The sequence below is a fragment of the Acetobacter pomorum genome, assembly GCF_002738225.1.
Taxonomy (GTDB): Bacteria; Pseudomonadota; Alphaproteobacteria; order Acetobacterales; family Acetobacteraceae; genus Acetobacter; species Acetobacter pomorum.
The window spans coordinates 1-308 of record NZ_PEBQ01000058.1; the positions used below are offsets into that span (position 1 = coordinate 1).

The window sequence follows — 308 nt, forward strand, 5'->3', positions numbered from 1 at the left end:
CCTGTATCCAGATAGCTTTCTGTCAGCATGCCATCTGCGGTGATAACGGAATGCTGTTCTGTTTCCACATGGTAATAATCGTAGGAGGTGATGGATTTGTCATAGAAAATGGAAACGCCATTTACCAGCATGCGCACAGGCACCAGCTTGCCTTTAAAGAACATGCAGTGTTCGGCGGTAATCAGCATATCCTTGTAAGGCACGCCATCGGCAATGGCGTCTTTCAGGATCCGTACCGGCCAGCCTGCTTCATCATCCGTCAGTTCGGGGCGCACGGTGGCATGGGCCTTGCCAACCCAGATAACAGA

General features: G+C 51.3%; 1 protein-coding gene. It reads right to left on the reverse strand.

Annotated elements, in window-relative coordinates:
- Positions 1-308, reverse strand: a 308-nt coding sequence (locus tag CSR02_RS04115) for a Hint domain-containing protein (RefSeq protein WP_208616800.1), incomplete at both ends; no start/stop codon positions are given.